Raw genomic sequence first — 13,839 nt, 5'->3', positions numbered from 1 at the left:
GGCCTGGGCGGGGTCGCGCCAGAACATGGGGCGCCAGTCGAGGTCGAACACCGTGGTGCCCGCCTTGTCGCGCGCCCGAAGCGCGGCCAGCGTGGCGGAGCGGCTGGGCTCCTCGCTCAGTCCGGTGCCGGTGATCCAGAAGATCCGGGCCGCCCGGACGGCGGAGAGGTCCAGCTCGTCGGTGTGGATCTCCAGGTCCGGGGCCTTGGGCCGGCGGTAGAAGTACAGCGGGAAGTCGTCCGGCGGGAAGATCTCGCAGAAGGTCACCGGGGTCGGGTACTGCGCGACCGGCGTGACCCAGCGGTCGTCGACGCCGAAGTCCTTCAGCGCCTCGTGCAGATAGGCGCCGAAGGGGTCGTCGCCGGTGCGGGTGATCACCGCGGAGGAGCGGCCGAGCCGGGCCGCGGCGACGGCCACGTTGGCGGCCGAACCGCCCAGGAACTTGCCGAAGGTCTCCACCCGCGCCAGGGGTACGCCGGACTGCAGGGGGTAGAGGTCGACGCCGATGCGTCCCATCGTGATCAAATCGAAAGGCTGAGCCGACTCGGCCATGTGCGAAGCTCCTTGAGCTGGGCTGGGTGCGGTTCCCAGGGGGCCTCGCGACGGTGCGGACGCGGATCCCGGGGCCTGTCGTCTCCCAGATGTAGGTCTCCGAGGGCCACACTGTCAATAGTTTGTACTTACATTCGGACTAGCTCCTGAACTGATGTCTTGACAAAGTATTGACAGTGGACGCGCCAGCGGATTGGATCCGGTCCCAACGCAACAGCCGCGCAAGCGGCACACGGCCCGGATCCGTCCTCACCGGCTCCGGGCCACCGGAACGTCCCGATTCCTTCCTTCCCCGTAACACAATGAGGTGCAGGACAGATGGACCGCCGCTCTTCTCGCTCCCGCAGACTTGCTCCCGCCGTGGCCGTGGCCGCGGCAGCAGCCCTGACCCTCGCCGGCTGCTCCAGCGGCTCGGGGGGGAAGAAGTCCGAGGAGGGCGGGAGCGCCGCCTCGGCGGGCAAGGCCACCACCCCCCGGATGACGGTCGCGCTGGTCACCCACCAGGGCCCCGGCGACACCTTCTGGGACATCGTCCGCAAGGGCGCCGAGGCCGCCGCCGCCAAGGACAACATCAAGCTCATCTACTCCGCCGACCCCAACGCCGGCAACCAGGCCAGCCAGGTGCAGAACGCGATCGACCAGAAGGTCGACGGCATCGCCGTCACCCTCGCCAAGCCGGACGCGATGAAGAGCGTCCTGGCCAAGGCCGAGAGCAGCGGCATACCCGTGGTGGGCCTCAACTCCGGCATGGGCGACTGGCAGAAGCTCGGCCTGATGTCGTTCTTCGGCCAGGACGAGTCCGTGTCGGGCGAGGCGTTCGGCAAGAAGCTCAACGAGGTCGGCGCCAAGAAGACCGTCTGCGTCATCCACGAGCAGGGCAACGTCGGCCTGACCCAGCGCTGCGACGGCCTGAAGAAGACGTTCAAGGGCTCCACTCAGATCCTGTACGTCAACGGCACCGACATGCCGTCGGTGAAGTCGACCATCACCGCCAAGCTCAAGCAGGACAGCGGCATCGACTACGTGGCCACCCTGGGTGCCCCCATCGCCATGACCGCGGTGCAGTCGGTGGGCGACGCCGGCAGCAAGGCGAAGATCGCCACCTTCGACCTCAACAAGGACCTCACCGGCGCCATCCAGAAGGGCACCATCGAGTTCGCCGTCGACCAGCAGCCCTACCTGCAGGGCTACCTCGCGGTCGACTCCCTGTGGCTGTTCAAGAACAACGGCAACTACAGCGGCGGCGGCGAGCAGCCGGTGCTGACCGGCCCCGCCTTCGTCGACAAGGCCAACGTCGACAAGGTCGCCGCGTTCGCCGCGAAGGGCACTCGGTGAGCGACATGACCCAGCAGGCCGCGCCGGCGGTGGCCACACCGCCGGCTCCCGGCTCCCGGCAGACAGACGGCCGCACCGTGCGGCGTCCGCTGGCGCTGCGGCTGCTCGCCCGCCCCGAGGTGGGCGTCTTCCTCGGCGCCGTCGCCGTGTTCGTCTTCTTCCTCGCCATGGCGCCACCGGTGCGCGACGGCGGCTCGATGGCGAACATCCTGTACCAGTCCTCGACCATCGGGATCATGGCGCTCCCGGTGGCCCTGCTGATGATCGGCGGCGAGTTCGACCTGTCCGCCGGCGTCGCCGTGATCACCTCCGCGCTCACCGCCAGCATGCTCAGCTACCAGCTGACGATGAACATCTGGGTCGGGGTGATCGTCGCCCTGATCGTCTCGCTCGCGGTCGGCCTGTTCAACGGCTGGATGCTGGTCAGGACCGGACTGCCGAGCTTCCTCGTCACCCTGGGCACCTTCCTGATCCTCCAGGGCGTGAACCTCGCCGTGACCAGGCTGGTCACCGGCAACGTCGCCACCGACGACGTCAGCGACATGGACGGCTTCGCCCAGGCCAAGGCGATCTTCGCGTCGTCCTTCGAGGTCGGCGGCGTGACGGTGAAGATCACCGTCGTGTGGTGGCTGGTCTTCGCGGCCCTGGCCACCTGGGTGCTGCTGCGCACCAAGTACGGCAACTGGATCTTCGCGGTCGGCGGCAACAAGGAGTCCGCCCGCGCGGTCGGCGTCCCCGTCACCTTCACCAAGATCAGCCTGTTCATGCTGGTCGGCCTCGGCGCCTGGTTCGTCGGCATGCACCAGCTGTTCTCCTTCAACACCGTGCAGTCCGGCGAGGGCGTCGGCCAGGAGCTCATCTACATCGCCGCGGCCGTCATCGGCGGCTGCCTGCTCACCGGCGGCTACGGCTCCGCGATCGGCCCCGTCTTCGGCGCCTTCATGTTCGGCATGGTGCAGCAGGGCATCGTCTACGCCGGCTGGAACCCCGACTGGTTCAAGGCCTTCCTCGGCGTGATGCTGCTCGGCGCCGTCCTCATCAATCTGTGGGTCCAGCGCACGGCGACCCGGAGGTGACCGACATGACCACCGACAACACCGCGGCCCACGGCGCCGCCCCGAAGGACACCCCGCCCGAGGGGGACCGGCCCGTCGTCGAACTCCGCGGCGCCGGCAAGTCCTACGGCAACATCCGCGCCCTGCACGGCGTCGACCTCGCCGTCCACCCCGGCAGGGTCACCTGCGTGCTCGGCGACAACGGCGCCGGCAAGTCCACCCTCATCAAGATCATCTCCGGGCTGCACCAGCACACCGAGGGCGAGTTCCTCGTCGACGGCGAACCGGTCCGCTTCTCCACCCCGCGCGAAGCCCTCGCCCAGGGCATCGCCACCGTCTACCAGGACCTCGCCACCGTCCCCCTCATGCCGGTGTGGCGCAACTTCTTCCTCGGCTCCGAGCTGACCCGGGGCCCCTGGCCCGTACGCCGTCTCGACATCGCCCGCATGAAGAAGACCGCGGACGAGGAACTGCGCAACATGGGCATCGTCCTGGACGACCTGGAACAGCCCATCGGCACCCTCTCCGGCGGCCAGCGCCAGTGCGTGGCCATCGCCCGCGCCGTCCACTTCGGCGCCCGCGTCCTCATCCTGGACGAGCCCACCGCCGCCCTCGGCGTCAAGCAGTCCGGAGTCGTCCTGAAGTACATCGCCGCAGCCCGCGACCGCGGCCTCGGCGTCATCTTCATCACCCACAACCCCCACCACGCCTACATGGTCGGCGACCACTTCAGCGTGCTGCGCCTGGGCACCCTGGAACTCTCCGCCGCACGCAGCGAGGTCACCCTCGAGGAGCTGACCAACCACATGGCCGGCGGCGCCGAACTAGCCGCCCTCAAGCACGAGTTGTCGCAGGTCAGCGGCGTCGACGTCGAGGAGCTCCCCGAGGCGGAGGACCTCGCCGCGCCGACCGCGTCCGCACCCGCGCCGGCATCTTCGGAAGGGAAGTCCTGACATGGCCCCCGTGCTGGACCGCATCCGGGTCGGCTCCGCCCCCGACTCCTGGGGCGTCTGGTTCCCCGACGACCCCCGGCAGGTGCCCTGGCAGCGCTTCCTCGACGAGGTCGCCGAGGCCGGCTACTCCTGGATCGAACTCGGCCCCTACGGCTACCTGCCGACCGACCCGGCCCGGCTCACCGACGAGGTGGACAAGCGGAACCTGAAGGTCTCGGCGGGCACGGTCTTCACCGGCCTGCACCGCGGCCCGTCGGTGTGGGAGTCCACCTGGGAACACGTGAGCCAGGTCGCCGCCCTCACCCAGGCGATGGGCGCGGGGCACCTGGTCGTCATCCCCTCCTTCTGGCGGGACGACAAGACCGCCGAGATCCTGGAGGCGCCCGAGCTGACCTCCGAGCAGTGGGGGCACCTGACCCGGGGCATGGAACGGCTCGGCCGCGAGGTCAAGGAGACGTACGGCCTCGACATCGTCGTGCACCCGCACGCCGACACCCACATCGACACCGAGCCCCACGTCGAACGCTTCCTGGACTCCACCGACTCCGGCCTGGTCAACCTGTGCCTGGACACCGGGCACTACGCCTACTGCGGCGGCGACAGCGTCAAGCTGATCGAGACCTACGGCGAACGCATCGGCTACCTGCACCTCAAGCAGGTCGACCCGGACATCCTCGCCGAGGTGGTGGCGAACGAGGTGCCTTTCGGGCCGGCGGTCCAGCGCGGCGTGATGTGCGAGCCGCCCGGCGGCGTACCGGCCCTGGAGCCCGTGCTCGAGGCCGCGCAGAAGCTCGGCGTGGACCTGTTCGCGATCGTCGAGCAGGACATGTACCCGTGCGAGCCGGACAAGCCGCTGCCCATCGCGGTGCGCACCCGCAAGTTCCTGAGGTCCTGCGGGGCCTGACCGACCCGAGGGGGGATCACCATGGCCCGCTCGTCAACGTCATCGCCGTCACCGACGTCATCGCCGTCCTCGCCCCTGAACGTCGCCGTCATCGGCGCCGGCCGGATGGGCGCCGACCACGTGCGCCGCATCCACGAGGTCATCAGCGGCGCCCGGGTGAGCGCCGTCGTCGACGTCGACGCGGAACGCGCCAAGGACGTCGCGGCCCGCGTCGAGGGCTGCACCGCCCACACCGACCCGGCCGCGGCGATGGCCGCCGCCGACGTCGACGCGGTGCTCATCGCCTCGCCGGGCGAGGCCCACGAGGCCGCACTGCTCGCGGCCCTCGCCCGCGACCTGCCCGTCCTGTGCGAGAAGCCGCTCACCCCGGACGCCGCCTCCGCCCTGCGGGTGCTCGAAGCCGAGCAGAGACTGGGCCGGCGGCGCATCCAGGTGGGCTTCATGCGGCGCTACGACGCCGAGTACATGCAGCTCCGGCAGCTGCTGCGGACTGGCCGGCTGGGCCGCCCCCTGCTGCTGCACCACCGCCACCGCAATGTGGCGAGCCCACCCGGCTGGACCAGCGACATGCTGATCAGGGACTCGGTCGCGCACGAGATGGACGTGACCCGCTGGCTGCTCGACCAGGAGATCACCGCGGTGACGGTCCTGCGCCCCACCCCGTCCGGAAACGCCCCGGGCGGCATCCAGGACCCGCAGTTCATCGTCTTCGAAACAGCCGGCGGGGCGATCGCCGACGTGGAGATCTTCGTCAACTGCGGCTTCGGCTACCAGGTCCGGGCCGAGGTCGTCTGCGAACGCGGCACGGCCCGCGTCGGCGACGGCCACACCATGGTCACCCACATGGCCGGCCGCTGGGGCGGCACCATCGCCCAGGACTACCTCGAACGCTTCGCCGCCGCCTACGACCGCGAGGTCCAGGCCTGGGTCGACGCCACCCGCCGCGGCAGGGTCACCGGCCCCACCGCCTGGGACGGCTACGCGGCAGCCGCCGTCTGCGAAGCGGGCGTACGGTCCCTGACGGAGGGCGGCCGGGTGGAGGTGGACCTGGTGGAACGCCCGACGCTGTACGGGTGATGTGCCCGCAGCCGCGCTAAAGTCGGGGCCGTACGGCAAGCACGAGCGTCGGCAGGCGGGCGCGTCCTCGACGAGGAGCCGCATCATGAGCACAGCGCGTGATCTGATGGTCATCGCCCTGGACGTGAAACCGAGCCGCCCACTGGAGCGCGGTGACCTCTCGCTGGCCCTGGCCGGCGCCGAGGCCTACGACCTGCTGCGGGCCGAGGTCCTGACCCTGGACGGCGACCGCGTCGTCCCGGGGCTGCAACCGGAACTCGGCGACCGCCTGCTGGACGAGGCCGCCTCCTCCCTGCTGCGGCAGGTGCCGTACGAACCCCTCCAGGACTGGCTCTGGCGCCGCGGCCGCGGCCTGACCTCGGCGTACCTGGCCGACCTGGAGCAGGAGGGCCAGCTCACCTGGGCACGCGTCCGCTGGCTGCCCCTCCGCGGCGGCCACCCGGTCCTCACCGACACCGAGGCCCGACGCCGCGCCGCCTACCGCTGGGCGGCCGACGAACCGGTCCTCCTCACCCTGGCGACGGCCGTCGGCATCCGCGACGAGCCGGCCGGCGAGGAGCCCGGCGTCACGGACGACGCGGTCCTCACCGTCCTCGCCGCCGTCCACGAAGCGGTCATGGAACTGGGGGCCGTCCGCCAGCGCCGCGCCATCGAGGAGGCGGCGTTCGCGAACGTGTGGCGGGGGGCGTAGTCCGGCTGAAGAGCCCTCTCAGGTCCCGAGCGGTGGCGTCGTGTCGAGCCCGGCGACGTGATCACCATGCCCGAGAGGAGGCCGGTCGTCGGCACGGCCACGATCACCGAGGGCGCACCATTTTTCGCCGCTGGGAGCGAGGGAGATCCGTAGGCGCGGACCGCAAGACGTCCCGAGGCGCGCGGAGGGCTGTGGGGCGATCCGGGTCCGGTCGTGTGCGTCCTGCCGGCCGAGCCCGCTGCCCGGTCACCGCATAGGCTGACGACGTGTCCCGGGCGCAGCGCACCACCGCCCTGTCGCCGCAGCCGCCCATGACCGGGCAGACCGTCTGCGGCGCGGGTGCCCGCAGCCCGCTGTGGACCTTCCTGCGGACCGAGACCGGCAGCGCCGCGGTGCTGTTCGCCGCCGTGGTCGCCGCGCTGGTGTGGGCCAATGGGGCGGCCGGCACGTACGAGGCGTTCTGGCGCACCCGGATGTCGTTCAGCGTCGGCTCGGCCGGGGTCTCCCTGGAGTTGCGGGAGTGGGTCAACAGCGGGCTGATGGCGCTGTTCTTCTTCGTCGTCGGTCTGGAGGCCCGCCGGGAGTTCGACATCGGGGAGCTCAGAGAGCGCCGGCGGCTCGCGCTGTCGGCGATCGCCGGGGTCAGCGGCATGGCCGTGCCCGTGGCGTTCTACCTCGCCGTCAACGCGGGCCACGGCACCGCTCAGGGCTGGGGCGCGGCCATGTCCACCGACACGGCCTTCGCGCTCGGCCTCCTCGCCGTGTTCGGCTCCCGGCTGCCCGGTGGCCTGCGGGTCTTCGTCCTGGGTGTGACGGTCGCCGACGACTTCCTCGCCCTCGTCGTCATCGCCTTCGCCTACAGCGGGACCGTCTACGTGCCCGCGCTGCTCACCGCGCTCGGCGTCCTCGCCGTCCTGATCGTCCTGCGCGCGGCGGATGTACGGATCTCCGTCGTGTACGTGCTGCCGGCCCTGGTCCTGTGGGGCGCGCTGCTGCGCTCCGGCGTGGACCCGGTGGTCAGCGGGCTGATCATGGGCCTGCTGACCTACGCCCACCCGGCCCGGCGGCATGCCCTGGAACGGGCCAGTGGGCTCTTCCGCCGCTTCCGCGAGCAGCCCACCCCGGAGCTGGAGCGCACCCTGCGCCGGGGCCTGGCCACCGCGCTGTCGCCCAACGAACGGCTGCAGCGCATGTTCCACCCCTGGACCAGCTATCTGATCGTGCCGATGTTCGCGCTGGCCAACGCCGGTGTTCCGCTCGGGACGGGCCGGATCGCGGACGCCTTCACCTCGCCGGTCACCGTCGGCATCGTGCTCGGCTACGTCCTGGGCAAGCCGATCGGCATCGTCGGCTCCACCTGGCTCGCGGTGCGGCTGAGCCGGGGCCGGCTGCGCCCGCCGATCGGCTGGGGTGCCGTCGCCGCGGGCGGCACGCTGGCCGGGGTGGGCTTCACCGTGTCCCTGCTGATCGCCACGCTCGCCTTCCGCGGCGCCCGGCTGGAGGAGGCGAAGATCGGCATTCTGGCGGCCGCGCTGTGCTCCTTCCTGGTCACCTGGCTGGTGACCAGGGGGCTCGCCCTGCTGCCCCCGCGTCGCCGGGCCCGCGCGCTGCTCGGTCGGGGCCAGGCCATCGTCGACCTCAGCGAACCCGTCGACCCCGAACGCGACCACGTCCGCGGCCCGCTCGACGCCCCGGTGACCCTGGTCGAGTACGGCGACTACGAGTGCCCGTACTGCGGCCTGGCCGAGCCGGTCGTACGCGAACTGCTCGCCGAGTTCGGCGACGACGTGCGCTACGTCTGGCGGCATCTGCCGCTCACCGACGTCCACCCGAGCGCGCAGCTCGCCGCCGAGGCCGCGGAGGCCGCCGCCCGCCAGGGCCGCTTCTGGCAGATGCACGACGTCCTGATCAGCCACCAGGGCGACCTGCGCCCCGACGACCTTCTGCGCCACGCCGAGCGGGCCGGGCTCGACGGCGACCGCTTCCGCCGGGACCTGCGTGAGCGGGCCGGTGCGGAACGGGTGGCCGACGACGTGGAGTCGGCCGACCTCAGCGACGTCTCCGGCACCCCGACCTTCTTCGTCGACGGCCGCCGTCACCACGGCGCCTACGACGTCGCCACCCTCTCGGCGGCCGTGCGCGCCGCCCGCGAGCGGGCCGTGCTGGCGGGGGCGGGCCCGCGCGGCTGACCGTGCGGACCCGTCCCCGCCCCGCCCCGGGGTCAGCCGAGCCGGACCTCCTCGACGCGCACCGGCCGGTGCTCCCGCAGCGACAGCGTGCACGCCTCCGCGATCCACCCGGCCTCCAGGGCGTCCGCCACGGTGCACGGCGAGGGCAGGCGTCCGGCCACGACCTCGGTGAAGGCGGTGAGTTCGGCGCGGTAGGCGTCGGTGAAGCGGTCCATGAAGAAGTCGTGCGGGGTGCCGGCCGGGAAGGTCACGCCCGGCTCGACCGAGCGCAGCGGCAGCTTGTCGTCCAGGCCGACCGCGATGGAGTCCTCGAAGCCGTGCAGCTCCATGCGGACGTCATAACCGCGGGCGTTGTGGCGGCTGTTGGAGACCACCGCGATCGTGCCGTCGTCCAGGGTGAGGACGGCGCCGGTGGTGTCGGCGTCGCCGGCCTCCCTGATGTAGTCGGCGCCCCGGTTGCCGCCGACGGCGTACACCTCGGTCACCTCCCGCCCGGTCACCCAGCGGATGATGTCGAAGTCGTGCACCGAGCAGTCCCGGAAGATGCCCCCGGAGGCGGCGACGTACGCGGCCGGCGGCGGGGCCGGGTCGAGCGTGGTCGACCGTACGGTGTGCAGCTTGCCCAGCTCACCGGCCCGGACGGCGGCGCGGGCGGCGGCGAAACCGGTGTCGAAGCGGCGGTTGTAGCCGATCTGCACGGGTACGTCGCCGGCCTGGACCGCCTTGAGGACCTCCACGCCCTCCGCCATGGTGCGGGCCACCGGTTTCTCGCAGAAGACGGGCACGCCCGCCTCCACGGCGGCGAGGATCAGCGCCGGGTGGGCGTCGGTCGCGGCGGCCACGACGATGCCGTCCACCCCGGCGGCCAGGACCGCCTCGGGCGAGTCGGCCACCTGGGCCCCGAACCGCTCGGCGGCGGCCCTGGCGGCGTCCGCGAACGGGTCGGCGACGACCAGCGACTCGACCGCGTCGAGCTTGGACAGGGTCTCGGCGTGGAAGGCGCCGATACGGCCGAGGCCGAGGATTCCGATGCGCATGGTGCTCCGCTGCTCCTTGTGTGTGGGTGCCTGCTGTCCGTTGTTGCGGGAGGGCCCTGGAACGGGCCGGTCCCCTCGCGCTCAGTCCAGTCCGCCGAGCACGTTCTGGTCCCAGTCGATCACCGAACCGGTGACCACCCCCGACCGCTCGGACAGCAGGAGGACGACGAAGTCGGCGATCTCGTCCGGCCGGCCGAGCCTGCCCATCGGCAGCCGTGCCGCGGCCTGCTCCCGCCAGTCGTCGCCGGCGCCGTGGAAGGCGCGCTGGGTGGCGTCCTCGCCCTCGGTCGCGGTCCAGCCGATGTTCAGGCCGTTGATCCGGATCCGGTCGAAGCGGTGGGCGTGCGCGGCGTTGCGGGTGAGGCCGACGAGCCCGGCCTTGGCGGCGACGTAAGGCGCCAGGAAGGGCTGCCCGCCGTGCGCCGAGGAGGTGATGATGTTGACGATCGTGCCGGGCGCCTTGCGGGCCACCATGTCCGCCACCGCCGCCTGCATCGCGAAGAACGGCCCCCTGAGGTTGATCGCGACGTGCGCGTCGAACAGTTCGGGGGTGGTGTCCAGCAGCGTGCCGCGCGAGGTGAGCCCGGCGGAGTTCACCAGGCAGTCGACACGGCCGTACGCGGAGACCACCTCGGCCACCGAGCCCTTGGCCTGCTCGGCGTCGGCGAGGTCGGCCCGTACGAACACCGCCCTGCCCCCGGCGGCCGTCAGCTCCGCCACCAGGGCCCCGCCCGGCTCCGGCCGCCGGCCCGTCACGGCCACCACGGCGCCCTCGCGGACGGCGGCCCGCGCGATCGCGGCCCCCACGCCCTGGCTGCCGCCGTTGACCAGCACGACCTTGTCCTGAAGCAGCCCGCCGGGCTGTCCCTTGAGAAGTCCCATGAGATCCCCCGGCCTTCAGCTCTCGCGTCGCTCGGCGCCGGCCCGCAGCTCGTCGCGGAGGGCGTCCGGCGTCCACTCCTCGCGCACTGCTCGCCGTACGAGATCCGCCTGGGAGGGCGGGGCCAGACCGTCGACCGGCGGGTCGTCGTCGAGGTTGGTGGGGAAGGGGTAGCCCTCGGCGCTCGCGGCGACCACACGGTCCAGCCACGCGTCGTCCGCCCCCTCGGCCCTGCGCTTGAGCAGTACCGGGAAGACCGCGTTCGCCACGGCCTCGCGGTCCACGGTCTCCATCGCGCGCCCGAAGGCGGAGGAGACCTGGAGCAGGTTGGCCATGCGCCGGATGTCCGCCGACCGGTTCGTCCCGGCGGCGTGGAAGAGCGCCGGGTTGAAGAAGACGGCGTCGCCCTTGGCCAGCGGCAGTTGCACGTGGTGGGCCTCGAAGTACTCCTGGAACGCGGGCAGTCGCCAGGTCAGGTAGCCCGGTTCGTAGCGCTGCGAGTGCGGCAGGTACATCGTCGGCCCGGACTCCACCGGCATGTCGCAGTGGGCGACGGCGCCCTGGAGGGTCAGTGCGGGGGAGAGGCGGTGGACGTGCGCCGGGTAGGCGGCGGCGACCTCGTTGGTGAGGAAGCCGAGGTGGTAGTCGCGGTGCACGGTCTGGGCCGCGCCGCCCGGGTTGACCACGTTGATCTGCGAGGTGACCTGGTAGCCGGGGCCGAGCCAGGCCTCGCCGACCAGCGCCAGGACGTCGTTGGCGTAGTAGTCGGCGAACGTCTCCGGATCGTGCAGGGCCGCCTTCTCCAGGGCGTTCCACACCCGGTCGTTGGCACCGGGCCTGGCGAAGTGGTCCCCGGCGGTGGCGCCCGAGGCGCGCTGCTCGGCGATCAGGGCGTGGAAGACGGCCGTGGCCCGGTCGACCACCGCGGTGTCGGGGAAGGCGCCGCGGAACACCACGATGCCGGGGCCGTCCTCCAGGGCGCGGGCCAGCTCGGCCTGCACGGCCCGGCGGGCGCCGGCCTCGCGCAGCCGTGCGGCGTCGTAGAGGAGGACGTTCCGCTCCACGGAGGAGGCGTGCGGATAGTCGGCGAGATCGGTGTCGCGCTCGACGAGCGCGCGGAAGGAGTCGAGGTCGCAGTCCTGCTCGGACAGCCAGGAACGGCGGTGTGCGGGGGCGGAGGACATCGTCGTCCTTTCGGTCGTCGGGCGACTCGGCCGCAAAGCGGTCGTCGGGCGGCTGGGCCGCGGGACGGTCGTCGGCGGACTCCGTCACGAGGTCACGAGGCTGTACGGTCCTGGTCGGTCCTGCCATTGTTGTCAGTACAAAGCCGTCACTCAACCAGCAGCCTGCCATCAAAAACCCCTCAAGGAGCGTGTGTGGGCCACCCTTTCCCGATCCGTGAGATCGCACGTCAGGCCGGGCTGAGCGAGGCCACCGTCGACCGGGTGCTCAACGGCCGCGCCGGGGTGCGGGAGAGCACCGCGCAGGAGGTGCACCGGGCCATCGCCGACCTCGACCGGCAGCGCACCCAGGTCCGGCTGGTGGGCCGCACGTTCATGGTCGACATCGTGATGCAGGCGCCCGAGCGGTTCAGCAGCGCCGTACGGGCCGCCCTGGAGGCCGAACTGCCGTCCCTGCACCCGGCCGTGGTGCGCTCCCGCTTCCACTTCCGCGAGACCGGCCCGGTGCGCGAGCAGGTCGCCGTCCTGGACCGGATCGCGCGGCGCGGCTCGCAGGGCGTGATCCTCAAGGCCCCGGACGTCCCCGAGGTCACCGCGGCCGTCGGCCGGCTGGTGGCGGCTGGCATCCCGGTGGTCACCCTGGTCACCGACCTGCCCGCCAGCGCCCGCCTCGCCTACGTCGGCAGCGACAACCGGGCGGCGGGCGCCACGGCCGCGTACCTGATGGGCCAGTGGCTGGGCGACCGGCCCGGCAACGTGCTCACCAGCCTCAGCAGCGGCTTCTTCCGCAACGAGGAGGAGCGCGAGATGGGTTTCCGCAGCGCCATGCGGGCCCGCCGTCCGCGGCGGACGCTGGTGGAGATCGCCGAGGGACAGGGCCTGGACGCCACGCAGTACGACCTGGTCCGGGCCGCCCTCGAGCGCGACCCGGAGATCCGCGCGGTGTACTCGATCGGCGGCGGCAACATCGCCACGCTGCGGGCCTTCCAGGACCTGGGCCGCGAGTGCGCGGTGTTCATCGCGCACGACCTCGACCAGGACAACACCCGCCTGCTGCGCGAACACCGACTGTCCGCCGTGCTCCACCACGACCTGCGCCAGGACATGCGGGAGGCGTGCCGCCTGGTGATGCGCGCCCACGGCGCCCTGCCGCCCGCCGGACCGACGCTGCCGTCGGCGATCCAGGTGGTGACCCCGTACAACATGCCGGCGGGGGCGGCCGGTTGACCCGCCGGGTCGGGCTCAGAGGTTGATCGCGTACACCTTGCGCAGCGTCTCGTGCACCGTCCACGTCGTCCGGTCGCCCTCGCGCAGCACCGCCATGTCGCCGGGGCCGACCTTCAGGGTCGGGCCGCCCTCGACCTCGATGGTCGCCGAGCCGCTGAGCACCACGAACAGCTCGTCCGCCTCGGTGTCGGTGACGACCCCGGGGGTGATCTGCCAGATTCCGCGGATCTGCCGGCCGTCCGCCGACTCCCAGACCACCTTCCCGGTCACCTCGGGCGCCCCGGAGACGATCTGCTCCGGGTCGAGCGGCTCGGGCGTGAGGTCGGCGTCGGGTACGTGCAGGGCGAAACTGTGCGTCATACGGCGACCCTAGCCGGGGCCGAGGGCGCGGGAGTGCCGACAGAGTGTGGAGGATCGGCGCCGCCGTACGGACACTTCGTCGCGGCCCGCGGTGAAGTGGCGGGGGCGGACGGCCCGGGTGATCGTCGAGAGGACCGTCTCCGTACGTCCGCGAAGAGAGCGGGCCATGGCCGACAGCACGGCGGCCGTCCCCCGGCGGTCCGGACACGACACCTCGTCCCTGATGCTGTTCGGTGGGGTCTACGGCGCCTGGCTCGGCGGCCGGCTCCTCGCCGCCGACCGCGGCGACTGGGGCTTCACCGCCTTCGCCCTGGCCGGTGTCTCCTCCATGGTCTTCATCGGCATCGCGTCCCTGCGCACCCAGAAGCACCGCACGCGCCCCGCCCCCGGGTGGGAAC

General features: G+C 72.1%; 13 protein-coding genes and 1 pseudogene. 9 read left to right on the top strand and 5 right to left on the bottom strand.

All coding sequences use genetic code 11. From position 1 onward, the window contains the following. Positions 1-552: PfkB family carbohydrate kinase (locus C1I97_RS16890; RefSeq protein WP_258382599.1), on the bottom strand; the 552-nt coding region annotated here is incomplete at its 3' end. A gap of 318 nt (positions 553-870) precedes the next feature. Here C1I97_RS16890 and C1I97_RS16885 point away from each other — a divergent pair. From C1I97_RS16885 to nhaA, 7 genes are all read left to right on the top strand, one after another. Further along, positions 871-1,887, top strand: a complete 1,017-nt coding sequence (locus C1I97_RS16885; RefSeq protein ID WP_111004042.1) for a sugar ABC transporter substrate-binding protein — start codon at positions 871-873, stop codon at positions 1,885-1,887. Between the two features lie 5 nt (positions 1,888-1,892). Then, positions 1,893-2,963 carry an ABC transporter permease gene (locus tag C1I97_RS16880; protein WP_181446757.1) on the top strand — a complete coding sequence of 357 codons (1,071 nt, stop codon included), beginning with the start codon at positions 1,893-1,895 and terminating at the stop codon, positions 2,961-2,963. Between the two features lie 5 nt (positions 2,964-2,968). After that, the gene (locus C1I97_RS16875; RefSeq protein ID WP_111004045.1) at positions 2,969-3,895 is read left to right on the top strand and encodes an ATP-binding cassette domain-containing protein; all 927 of its coding nucleotides are present in this window, start codon (positions 2,969-2,971) and stop codon (positions 3,893-3,895) included. A 1-nt stretch (position 3,896) separates the two neighbouring features. Beyond that, entirely contained in the window at positions 3,897-4,799 is a 903-nt protein-coding gene (locus tag C1I97_RS16870; RefSeq protein WP_111004040.1) for a sugar phosphate isomerase/epimerase family protein, read from the top strand. 21 nt (positions 4,800-4,820) lie between these two features. Next, positions 4,821-5,876: a Gfo/Idh/MocA family protein gene (locus tag C1I97_RS16865; protein ID WP_111004039.1), complete on the top strand. Its 1,056-nt coding sequence runs from the start codon at positions 4,821-4,823 to the stop codon at positions 5,874-5,876. An 85-nt stretch (positions 5,877-5,961) separates the two neighbouring features. Further along, a complete protein-coding gene (locus C1I97_RS16860; protein ID WP_181446756.1) occupies positions 5,962-6,567 on the top strand; it encodes a GPP34 family phosphoprotein in 606 nt (201 codons plus the stop codon). A 311-nt stretch (positions 6,568-6,878) separates the two neighbouring features. Next, positions 6,879-8,756, top strand: a complete 1,878-nt coding sequence (gene nhaA / locus C1I97_RS16855) for a Na+/H+ antiporter NhaA (RefSeq protein ID WP_111004043.1) — start codon at positions 6,879-6,881, stop codon at positions 8,754-8,756. A 32-nt stretch (positions 8,757-8,788) separates the two neighbouring features. On the opposite strand, the gene C1I97_RS16850 is transcribed toward nhaA, so the two are convergent. The 3 genes from C1I97_RS16850 to C1I97_RS16840 all read right to left on the bottom strand — a co-directional run bounded on the left by C1I97_RS16850 (position 8,789) and on the right by C1I97_RS16840 (position 11,857). After that, positions 8,789-9,793, bottom strand: a complete 1,005-nt coding sequence (locus C1I97_RS16850) for a Gfo/Idh/MocA family protein (protein ID WP_111004038.1) — start codon at positions 9,791-9,793, stop codon at positions 8,789-8,791. Positions 9,794-9,874: 81 nt separating this feature from the next. Next, entirely contained in the window at positions 9,875-10,675 is an 801-nt protein-coding gene (locus C1I97_RS16845; RefSeq protein WP_111004037.1) for an SDR family oxidoreductase, read from the bottom strand. 15 nt (positions 10,676-10,690) lie between these two features. Next, the gene (locus C1I97_RS16840) at positions 10,691-11,857 is read right to left on the bottom strand and encodes a phytanoyl-CoA dioxygenase family protein (RefSeq protein ID WP_111004036.1); all 1,167 of its coding nucleotides are present in this window, start codon (positions 11,855-11,857) and stop codon (positions 10,691-10,693) included. A 192-nt stretch (positions 11,858-12,049) separates the two neighbouring features. On the opposite strand from C1I97_RS16840, the gene C1I97_RS16835 reads away from it, so the two are divergent. Further along, positions 12,050-13,081 (top strand): LacI family DNA-binding transcriptional regulator, encoded by a 1,032-nt coding sequence (locus C1I97_RS16835; protein ID WP_111004035.1) that lies wholly within the window; start codon positions 12,050-12,052, stop codon positions 13,079-13,081. A gap of 15 nt (positions 13,082-13,096) precedes the next feature. On the opposite strand, the gene C1I97_RS16830 is transcribed toward C1I97_RS16835, so the two are convergent. Then, on the bottom strand, positions 13,097-13,441 hold the full coding sequence (locus C1I97_RS16830) for a cupin domain-containing protein (protein WP_111004034.1): 345 nt from the start codon (positions 13,439-13,441) through the stop codon (positions 13,097-13,099). Between the two features lie 166 nt (positions 13,442-13,607). Here C1I97_RS16830 and C1I97_RS16825 point away from each other — a divergent pair. Further along, positions 13,608-13,839 (top strand): annotated as a pseudogene (locus C1I97_RS16825) (hypothetical protein); the annotation flags it as partial.

Origin of the sequence: Streptomyces sp. NTH33, assembly GCF_003236365.1 — a bacterium.
In the GTDB taxonomy this organism is placed as follows: Bacteria; Actinomycetota; Actinomycetes; order Streptomycetales; family Streptomycetaceae; genus Streptomyces.
Note: the sequence above shows the minus strand (reverse complement) of the source record. Positions and strands in the feature narration are given on the sequence as shown.

Excerpts from the sequence above, each read along its gene's own strand:
- C1I97_RS16885 (WP_111004042.1), top strand. The coding sequence starts at position 871 with ATGGACCGCCGCTCTTCTCGCTCCCGCAGACTTGCTCCCGCCGTGGCC.
- C1I97_RS16880 (WP_181446757.1), top strand. The coding sequence starts at position 1,893 with ATGACCCAGCAGGCCGCGCCGGCGGTGGCCACACCGCCGGCTCCCGGC.
- C1I97_RS16875 (WP_111004045.1), top strand. The coding sequence starts at position 2,969 with ATGACCACCGACAACACCGCGGCCCACGGCGCCGCCCCGAAGGACACC.
- C1I97_RS16870 (WP_111004040.1), top strand. The coding sequence starts at position 3,897 with ATGGCCCCCGTGCTGGACCGCATCCGGGTCGGCTCCGCCCCCGACTCC.
- C1I97_RS16865 (WP_111004039.1), top strand. The coding sequence starts at position 4,821 with ATGGCCCGCTCGTCAACGTCATCGCCGTCACCGACGTCATCGCCGTCC.
- C1I97_RS16860 (WP_181446756.1), top strand. The coding sequence starts at position 5,962 with ATGAGCACAGCGCGTGATCTGATGGTCATCGCCCTGGACGTGAAACCG.
- nhaA (WP_111004043.1), top strand. The coding sequence starts at position 6,879 with ATGACCGGGCAGACCGTCTGCGGCGCGGGTGCCCGCAGCCCGCTGTGG.
- C1I97_RS16850 (WP_111004038.1), bottom strand. The coding sequence starts at position 9,793 with ATGCGCATCGGAATCCTCGGCCTCGGCCGTATCGGCGCCTTCCACGCC.
- C1I97_RS16845 (WP_111004037.1), bottom strand. The coding sequence starts at position 10,675 with ATGGGACTTCTCAAGGGACAGCCCGGCGGGCTGCTTCAGGACAAGGTC.
- C1I97_RS16840 (WP_111004036.1), bottom strand. The coding sequence starts at position 11,857 with ATGTCCTCCGCCCCCGCACACCGCCGTTCCTGGCTGTCCGAGCAGGAC.
- C1I97_RS16830 (WP_111004034.1), bottom strand. The coding sequence starts at position 13,441 with ATGACGCACAGTTTCGCCCTGCACGTACCCGACGCCGACCTCACGCCC.